The sequence below is a fragment of the Brevundimonas sp. genome, assembly GCF_036405315.1.
Classification (GTDB): domain Bacteria; phylum Pseudomonadota; class Alphaproteobacteria; order Caulobacterales; family Caulobacteraceae; genus Brevundimonas.
Genome location: NZ_DASWXW010000058.1, coordinates 86,338 through 94,697, shown reverse-complemented (window position 1 = coordinate 94,697; position 8,360 = coordinate 86,338). Strand labels below are relative to the sequence as shown.

Here is an 8,360-nt window from a genome sequence, read left to right as displayed (position 1 = left end):
ACCAGCCCCAGGATCATGGCGCGGCTGGGCGGCGTTTTCAGATACTCGATGACATGCGGCTCGATCCCGACATGGCGGATCAGGGCCAGGGTGTTGCGCGACGTCCCGCAGGCGGGGTTGTGATAGATGACGACGTCCATGGGGGCCTCAGGTGCGGCAGGGGTTGAGTTCGGCCAGCAGGGGCTCGCACAGTTCGGCGCGGCCCTGGCAGCAGTCCTTCAGCAGGAACAGGACCAGCGCCTGAAGGCGATCAAGGTCGGCGCGGTAGATGATCGACCGGCTGCGACGCTCCGAACTGATCAGACCGGCACGGGACAGAACCCCCAGATGCGCCGACATGGTGTTGGCGGGCACGGCTAGCGCGTCCGCGATCTCTCCGGCGGGCAGGCCAGCGGGTTCGTGCCGGACCAACAGGCGGAAGGTCTCCAGGCGCGTGGGCTGCGCCAGGGCGGCCAGAGCAAGGATGGCGGATTCTGATTCCATAGTTCCAAGATAATAGAATTGTTAGTGCACGCAAGTCGGGCTATGGCCTGCCGATCCAGACAAGACTGCCCGTGATCCGCATGGGATCCGCCGTGGGGAGCGCACTTCGCTTCGGGCTTGCGCCGTCTCAGCCTGGTCGGGCTCCGCCGTCCAGGACCGAGTCGCGGGCTCCCGAAAAATATTCTCGCTTCGATCCAATTAGTTCGAGGGGAGGGGGCTCGTGAATGCGTATTGGCCAGTACGGGAGCGAGTAAGAAATATTGCATCGCACAATGAGTTTAGCCGTCATCATTTGGTGCGCCGTAAAATAGTTATGTCCAACCCGTGCTTACGAACGAGGTGACGAATTTGTGTTTATTTTGTGCAAAATGCGTCAGTTCTTTGCACATTTCTGGCAAATGCAGGCATGAAGCATGAGGGTTTGGCTGCCTTCATATGTATATACATGAGTTGACTCCCTCAGTACCCGACCGGAACGTGGCGGTGCAGGACCGGTTCGTCTGGGCCGAAACGCGAGGGGAATGACCATGAACCGTACGAAAAAGAGGCTCTTGTTCGCAGGTGCGGTAATCACCGCCGCCATGTGCGGAATGCCCGCATCGGCCCAGGAAGCGGAGACGACCAGTGTCGGCGAAATCGTCGTCACGGGCAGCCGGATCAAACGCCAGGACATCAGCGGGGTCGGTCCCGCCACGGTCGTCACCGGCGAGGATATCGAGCGCACGGGGATCACGAACGTGGAGGCGCTGCTGCAGCGGCTGCCCTCGTCCGCAGGGGCCGCCGGCAATCAGACGAACTCCTACTGGACCGGCAACGGCTACGGCACGGCGCAGGTCAATCTGCGAGGCCTCGGCATCAACCGGACCCTGACGCTGATCAACGGTCGGCGGATCGTCAACGGCGGCACGGGCGCCAACAGTGCGCCGGATCTGAACATGATCCCGACCGCCATTATCGGCCGAATGGACGTGCTGAAGGACGGCGCCTCCGCCATCTATGGCGCCGACGCCGTCGCGGGCGTGGTCAACATCGTCACCATCAACGATTTCGAGGGCCTCAAGCTCTCAAGCAAGTATGGCGTCACGGACGAAGGCGACGGCCAGGACCTCTCCTTCGACCTGTTGTGGGGCATGCGCGGCGACCGCGGCGGGGTCACCGCCGCCCTGACCTATCAGAAGACGGAAGCCGTCAACCTGGCGAGCCGCGCCCCCTGCGGCCTGGGCGAGATCGGCGGAAAGCTGGCCTGCGTCGCGAGCGCCACGACGCTCGGGGGCCGGGCCGTGCTTCCCAACGGCCAGCAGATCAACTTCAACCAGATCCCGGGCGGCGACGGGGACTTCTTCGAGCCCTACAACGCCGCCAAGCATAACTATAACGGCAACCCCTTCCTCAACGCCGTGTCGCCGATCGAGCGTCTCAGCACGGCCATCCTGGCCGACTACCAGCTGACGGACACCGTCAGCCTGTTCGGCGAGGTCTTCTTCACCCACAGGGAAAGCAACCAGCTCGCAGCGCCAGGGGCCTTGCGGAACCTGAAGTTCGCGGCGACCCATCCGACCAATCCGACGGGCGAGGACATCACCCTCATCGCGCGGCGTCTCGCCGAACCGGGACCGCGTCACTTCTTCCAGGAAACCGACACCTACCGGTTCGTCGGCGGCGCCCGGGGCGCCATCGCCGGCGACTGGACCTGGGAAGCCGCCGTCAACTGGGGACGCAACACCGGCGTCGACGGGATGACCAATATCGCCAACCTTCAACGGGTCGGCGAAACCCTGAACACCGCCGTCTGCAGCCCGACGCCGGGCGCGGCCATCCCCTGCGGCGACTATCTGGGCGCCGGCGATCTCAGCCAGGAGGTCCTGGACTACATCCTCTTCACCTCGCGCGACACCGGCGGCAACGAGCAGCGCAGCTTGACGCTCGATGTCACCGGCACCGTGCTCCAGCTCCCGGCCGGCCCGCTCGCCGCCGCGGCCGGTCTCGTCTACCGCGAGGAAAAGGGCTGGCGCGATCCTGACGCCCTGACCGTTCTGGGCATCGCCAACACCAACCAGCAGGACCCCATTTCCGGCGAGACCAAGGCCAAGGAAGCCTATGTCGAACTGTCGGCGCCCCTCCTGTCCGACCTGCCGTTCATCCAAAGGCTCGAGCTCGACGCGGCCGTCCGCTACTCGGACTATGACCTGTTCGGCGGCAACACCACCTACAAGCTGGGCCTGAACTGGAGCGTCATCGACAGTCTGCGCCTGCGGGCCACCTTCGGCACCGGCTTCCGGATTCCGAGCGTGCCTGAGCTGTTCGGCGGCGTTGCAGAGGGCAATCTGACGACGACTGATCCGTGCAGCCGCTACAGCACCAGCGGAAACGCGACCCTGATCGCCAACTGCCAGGCTTCGGGCGTGCCGGCCAACTATGTGCAGCTCGGCAACACGGTCCTGACCACGGTCGGCGGCAATCAGAAGCTCTCGCCCGAAACGGCCGAGACCCTCACCCTGGGTCTGGTCTGGCAACCTGAGCAGGTCAAAGGCCTGTCCCTGACCGTCGACTATTTCGACATCAAGATCGAAGACGCGATCCGCTCCATCCCCGGGTCCACCAAGCTGGCCATCTGCTACGCCTCGCCGGGCATGAACCACCCCTTCTGCGGCCCGAACAACTTCACCCGCAGTCCCCTGACCGGCGAAGTGAACTTCCTCTCGGCCCAGCCGACCAACGCCGGCCTGGAAACCATGAAGGGCGTCGACATCGGGGCGCGCTACGCCTTTGATCTCGGCGACCGCCGCGCCAGCCTCGACTGGAACACTACCTATCTCGGCGAATATGTCGTCACGCCCTTCCTGGGCGCCGATCCGATCATCTTCGACGGCCATATCGGCGGCGGCAACGGCGGCTATCCCCACTGGCGGTCGAACGTCAGCGCCTCGGTTGTCGACGATCGCTGGACGGCGACCTATTCGGTGCAACTGATCGGCAAGGCCACGGACTTCAACGCCGCGCCGGGCGACATCGGCTATGAGACGCCGAACCTCTTCTACCACAAGGCCCAGTTCGCCTATCGCCTGGGTGAGAAGGCCGACATCGCCTTCGGCATCGACAACCTCTTCGACAAGAAGGCGCCCTTCATCCAGAGCTGGACCGACGGCAATACCGACACCATGACCTACGATCTGCTGGGCCGTCGCGGCTACGTCCGCCTGACCTATCAGTTCAACTAACCCGCCGCCTCGAGAAACACCGGGCGGCCCCCATGGTCCCCGCCTGGTGTTTCAACGTCCCCCAAACAGTGAGTATCAAATGGTGCGCTGGCCTTCCGTAGCGCGAAAAGCCCACAAGTGGCTTGCGCTCATCATCGGCGTTCAGGCCCTTTTCTGGGTCGTGAGCGGCCTCTACATGACCGCCGTCCATATCGACATCATCCATGGCGATCATCTCGTGCGGACACCCGTCGCCGAACCGATTTCCATGGGCGGTCTGGTCGATCCTGCGGTCATTCTCAAGAATGCCGGCGGCGCTCAAAGCCTGCGTCTCGACCAGCAGCTGGGACAGCCGGTCTATATCGTCAGCCAGACGAGCGGCCGGTCCCTGTTCGACGCCCGGTCCGGTGAGAAGCTGCCCCTGGTCGACGAAGCCGGCGCACGGCAGCGCGCGGAACAGATCTACGCCGGCGACGGCGGGGTCCGCGAAATGGAGCTGCTGTACGAAATCCCCGGCGAGATCAGGGGGCGTCCGGCGCCGATCTGGCGGGTGCAGTTCGAAGGCCTGTGGCGGCCCACCCTCTATATCTCGCCCCAGACCGGCGAACTCGTGGCCAAGCGCCATGACCTGTGGCGCACGTTCGACTTCGTCTGGATGTTCCACATCATGGACTATGAGACCCGCGACAACGTCAACAACATCCTGCTCAAGGTCGCGACCTGGATGATGGTGGTGACCTCCCTCACCGGGGCCTGGCTCCTGCTCTACAGCTTCCGCCGCAAGCGCCGCGTGCGCAAAGCCGCAGCGTGAGGATCATCAGATGTTTCTAATCCGCAGACTGCACAAATGGTTCGGCCTGGTCCTGGGTCTTCAATTCCTGCTCTGGGCCATCAGCGGCGCCGCCATGGCGCTGATCGATCACCGCAAGGTGGCCGGTGATGAGTCCATCGTCCATGCGCCGCCTTCCCCCACGCCCGACGGCTTGCTGCCGTTGGCTCAAATCGCCCAGTCGGTGGGTCAGCCGATCTCCAGGATCGAGCTGCGTCCTCTTCATGACGCCTGGGTCTACGCCGCCACGACGCCGGCCGGCGTCCAGCTGATCGACCCTGTGAACGGTCGTCGCATCCTCATCGACGACGCCCGCGCCAAGGATCTGGCTGTGGCGTCCTTCAACGGCTCGGCGCCGGTGACCTCCGTGTCTCTGGTCGAAAAGCCCACGCTTGAGACGCGCGACTTTGCGCTTCCGGCCTGGCGGGTCGAGTTCGCGGACAAGGAGAAGACGACCCTGATCCTGAACGCCGTCACCGGCGAGGTCGCGGGCGCCAAGACCAACACCTGGCGGCTCTGGGACTTCTTCTGGATGATCCACATCATGGACTACACGGATCGCCAGAGCTTCAACCATCCGCTGATCATCATCATCGCCACGGGGTGCCTCTGGCTGGCCCTGAGCGGCTTCATCATGTTGTTCACCGCCTTCCGACGCCAGGATTTCGCCTATATCCATGATGGCGTCGAATGGCTGCAGCGCCGCCGTTGAGACTGCGCCGGGGCGTTCTGCGTCCCGGCGCTTCCTGGTTGGATTGAAGCGCGAAACGCGCCCAGGCTGAGAGCGCTATTCGCCCATCGGACATGAAGCGGAGGACCGACACCATGGATCTCACACTCCACCGACGCATCCGCTCCGACATCGCCGACCGCATCCTGTCGGGCGAATGGTCGCCGGGGTTCCGCATCCCCTTCGAGCATGAACTGATGCTGGAGTACGGCTGCTCGCGCATGACCGTGAACAAGGCCCTCGCGCCTCTGGCGGAGCGGGGCATGATCATACGACGTCGACGGTTCGGCTCCTTTGTGGCCCGGCCGCGGATTCACTCCGTCGTGCTGGATATTCCCGACATCCAGGCTGAAATCCTCAATCGCGGCGAACCTTATGACTTCGAGCTCCTGTCCCGAAAGGTTCGGGCGGCGCACAAGCGCGATGCGGAGGAGCTCGCCCTCGCCGCGTCCGGAGAGGTCATAGAACTGCGCTGCCTCCACCGCAGCAGCGGTCGGCCCTTCGCGCTGGAGGAGCGGTTGATCAGTCTCGCCTCCGTGCCCCAGGCCCGGGACGCCGATTTCACCGAGGTTCCGCCCGGCACCTGGCTGCTGGAGCGGGTTCCATGGACGGAGGCCGAGCACAGGATCCGGGCCGTGAACGTGTCTCGTGCAACCGCTCTGATCCTGGGCGTGGACCCTGCAGCGGCCTGCCTGTCCCTTGAGCGCCGGACCTGGCGGCGCGCTGAACGCATCACCTTCGTCCGCATGACCTTCCCGGGAGAGGCCTATGACCTGGGCGCCCGGTTCGCGCAGTCTGATCCGGCAGAGGCTTCAGACCCTGGCGTTGAGCCCGCGGCGCCGGATCGCTGACATGGACCTGATGGCGAGGGGGTAGGGCTATCGATTTTTGCGCGACGGAGACCTCGTCGCGTACGTGCAACAGGCGTTCTGAGCGACGCCGTATTTTTTGAACAAGGATGGGAAATGTCGGTACGGGCGTTTCAGTTTCAGCCGTCATGACCAAGGTTCTGATTATCGGCGCGGGACACGCGGGGGGCTCGGCGGCGGCGCTGCTGAGGCAGTATGGCTTTGAGGGCGGGATCGTCCTGGCGGGCGAGGAGAAGGCGGCGCCCTATCAGCGGCCGCCCCTGTCCAAGGCCTGGCTGAAGGGGGAGGCGGGTCTGGAGGACCTGCTGCTGCGCCCCGAGAGCTTCTACGTCGAGCAGAAGATCGACCTGCGCACCGGCGTCACCGCGACCGCCATCGACGCCGCGGGCAAGACCGTGACCTTCGCCGACGGGACGGTGGAACCCTACGACGTGTTGATCCTGGCCACGGGATCAATGGCGCGCAAGCTGGGTATTCCGGGCGCGGACCGCCCCGACCTGATGGAATTGCGCACCCTGGATGACGCCGAACGGCTGAAAGGCGCGCTGGCCCCTGGCAAACGGCTGGCCGTGGTCGGCGGGGGCTATGTCGGGCTGGAGGCGGCGGCTTCGGCTCGCGCCCTCGGCGCCGAGGCGGTCGTGATCGAGCGCATGGACCGGGTGCTGGCGCGGGTGGCGTCGGAAACCTTGTCGACCTTCTTCACCGACTATCACCGGGCGCGCGGCGTCGAGATCCTGACCGGGGCCGAGGTCGCGGGCTTCGAGGACGGCGGCGTCCGCCTCGCCGACGGGACGCTGATCGCGGCGGACGTGGTGCTGGTCGGCGTCGGCGCTTTGGCGCGCGAGGCTCTGGCGCGGACGGCGGGCTTGCCCTGCGAGAACGGCGTGGTGGTGGATGAGAACGCGCGGACCAGCGACCCCTCCATCTACGCCATCGGCGACGTGACCCACCGGCCCATCCCCGTCCACGGCGGACGGATGCATCGTCTGGAAAGCGTTCCCAACGCCCTGGAGCAGGCCAAGCAGGCCGCGGCCGCCATCGTCGGCCGCGCCGCCCCGGCGGCCGAGGTGCCATGGTTCTGGTCGGACCAGTATGATGTGAAACTTCAGATCGCGGGCCTGCCGTTCGACGCCGACCGACAGGTGGTGCGCGGCGAACCGGCGTCGGGCAGCTTCGCCGTCTTCCACCTGAACGGCGATCGGGTCGTTTGCGTCGAATCCGTCAACGCTCCGGCTGACTTTATGGGCGGGCGCCTGCTGATCGGCAAGGCGACGCCGGTAGACGCGACCCTGCTGGCCGATGCCGCCGTGTCGATGAAGGGGGTGGCCCTGGCGGCGTGAGGGGAGCGGGAACCTCGGTTCCCGGCGCGCGTCTTGTTTCATGGAACCGAGAAATCCAGGAACGGGAGCGGACCATGCTGCCCAAGGACTTTTCTGAATTCGCGATTGAACTTCGTTTTGACCCGGACGACGACTGGCTATGGGCGGTTGTCGATGCGGAGGGGCTGACCTTGAGCTCGGGGTGTTCCGCCTCGCAGACCGCAGCATGGAGCACCGCGAGGGGCGCCGCGGAGGCCATCCTTCAGTCACGGGACGTCGTCGCCCAACACCGGGCCGATCCGACCAGCCTCACTCGATCGTCTTGATGTAGCTGGCCGGAACGCCGCCCCAGAGTTCTCCGGCCGGCACTTCGCCTCGGACCACGCTGCCGGCGGCGATCACAGCGTTGTCGCCGATCCGGGCGCCGGGCAGCACAACGCACTGGGCGCCGACCCAGACATTGGTTCCGATCTCGACGCCGCAGCGGGTCTCGTCCCAGGGGGTGTGGATGCGCGCGACGCCGGGCTCGAGCCGGTGATTGGCGGCCACGACGACGCAGTGCTGGCTGAGGACCGAGCCGGCTCCGACCTGGATCGCGCCGCCTGCCGCCCTGAGATTGACCCCCGTCGAGATGACGACGCCGTCGGCCAGCCTCAACCGGCCCTCGACCCGGCTATACTTGGCGTGGCGCTGAACGATCACTTCCGTGAAGGCGCCGACCCAGACGCGTTCGCCGAGTTCGATGGCGTCGATGTCGCTATAGCCGTAGTCCCAGATGGCGGTTGGATCGCTCGAAAGGGTCGGATGCCGCAGGCGTATGCGGAGCCCCAGGATCCAGCGTGTCGCTCGCCGGCGAGCGTGGTCAGAGATTGTCCGTACAAGACCGCCGACATTCATTCTGGTGTCTCCAGGCGCCTGGCCGCCGGCTAACAG

9 protein-coding genes are annotated in these 8,360 nt (G+C 65.4%); 6 read left to right on the top strand and 3 right to left on the bottom strand.

What is annotated here, in order from left to right:
* Together VGE49_RS04085 and VGE49_RS04080 are read right to left on the bottom strand one after the other, a co-directional pair.
* Positions 1 to 140 (bottom strand): thioredoxin domain-containing protein (locus VGE49_RS04085; protein WP_473964832.1); only part of this gene is annotated, 140 nt, incomplete at its 3' end.
* 7 nt (positions 141 to 147) lie between these two features.
* Positions 148 to 483: an ArsR/SmtB family transcription factor gene (locus VGE49_RS04080; RefSeq protein ID WP_331033304.1), complete on the bottom strand. Its 336-nt coding sequence runs from the start codon at positions 481 to 483 to the stop codon at positions 148 to 150.
* A gap of 527 nt (positions 484 to 1,010) precedes the next feature.
* Between VGE49_RS04080 and VGE49_RS04075 the strand changes: the two genes are divergently transcribed.
* From VGE49_RS04075 to VGE49_RS04050, 6 genes are all read left to right on the top strand, one after another.
* Positions 1,011 to 3,701 carry a TonB-dependent receptor gene (locus tag VGE49_RS04075; protein ID WP_331033303.1) on the top strand — a complete coding sequence of 897 codons (2,691 nt, stop codon included), beginning with the start codon at positions 1,011 to 1,013 and terminating at the stop codon, positions 3,699 to 3,701.
* Between the two features lie 79 nt (positions 3,702 to 3,780).
* Positions 3,781 to 4,491, top strand: a complete 711-nt coding sequence (locus VGE49_RS04070) for a hypothetical protein (protein ID WP_331033302.1) — start codon at positions 3,781 to 3,783, stop codon at positions 4,489 to 4,491.
* 10 nt (positions 4,492 to 4,501) lie between these two features.
* Positions 4,502 to 5,221 (top strand): PepSY domain-containing protein, encoded by a 720-nt coding sequence (locus VGE49_RS04065; RefSeq protein ID WP_331033301.1) that lies wholly within the window; start codon positions 4,502 to 4,504, stop codon positions 5,219 to 5,221.
* 113 nt (positions 5,222 to 5,334) lie between these two features.
* A complete protein-coding gene (gene hutC, locus VGE49_RS04060) occupies positions 5,335 to 6,090 on the top strand; it encodes a histidine utilization repressor (RefSeq protein WP_331033300.1) in 756 nt (251 codons plus the stop codon).
* Positions 6,091 to 6,236: 146 nt separating this feature from the next.
* Entirely contained in the window at positions 6,237 to 7,448 is a 1,212-nt protein-coding gene (locus VGE49_RS04055; RefSeq protein WP_331033299.1) for an NAD(P)/FAD-dependent oxidoreductase, read from the top strand.
* Positions 7,449 to 7,522: 74 nt separating this feature from the next.
* Positions 7,523 to 7,753, top strand: coding sequence for a hypothetical protein (locus VGE49_RS04050; RefSeq protein WP_331033298.1), 231 nt, complete (start codon positions 7,523 to 7,525; stop codon positions 7,751 to 7,753).
* Here the strand turns inward: VGE49_RS04050 and VGE49_RS04045 are convergent.
* Entirely contained in the window at positions 7,737 to 8,324 is a 588-nt protein-coding gene (locus tag VGE49_RS04045; RefSeq protein WP_331033297.1) for an acyltransferase, read from the bottom strand. The two genes, VGE49_RS04050 and VGE49_RS04045, sit on opposite strands and share 17 nt — an antisense overlap.
* Positions 8,325 to 8,360 lie beyond the last annotated feature (36 nt).

Excerpts from the sequence above, each read along its gene's own strand:
- hutC (WP_331033300.1), top strand. The coding sequence starts at position 5,335 with ATGGATCTCACACTCCACCGACGCATCCGCTCCGACATCGCCGACCGC.
- VGE49_RS04070 (WP_331033302.1), top strand. The coding sequence starts at position 3,781 with ATGGTGCGCTGGCCTTCCGTAGCGCGAAAAGCCCACAAGTGGCTTGCG.
- VGE49_RS04050 (WP_331033298.1), top strand. The coding sequence starts at position 7,523 with ATGCTGCCCAAGGACTTTTCTGAATTCGCGATTGAACTTCGTTTTGAC.
- VGE49_RS04055 (WP_331033299.1), top strand. The coding sequence starts at position 6,237 with ATGACCAAGGTTCTGATTATCGGCGCGGGACACGCGGGGGGCTCGGCG.
- VGE49_RS04075 (WP_331033303.1), top strand. The coding sequence starts at position 1,011 with ATGAACCGTACGAAAAAGAGGCTCTTGTTCGCAGGTGCGGTAATCACC.
- VGE49_RS04065 (WP_331033301.1), top strand. The coding sequence starts at position 4,502 with ATGTTTCTAATCCGCAGACTGCACAAATGGTTCGGCCTGGTCCTGGGT.
- VGE49_RS04045 (WP_331033297.1), bottom strand. The coding sequence starts at position 8,324 with ATGAATGTCGGCGGTCTTGTACGGACAATCTCTGACCACGCTCGCCGG.
- VGE49_RS04080 (WP_331033304.1), bottom strand. The coding sequence starts at position 483 with ATGGAATCAGAATCCGCCATCCTTGCTCTGGCCGCCCTGGCGCAGCCC.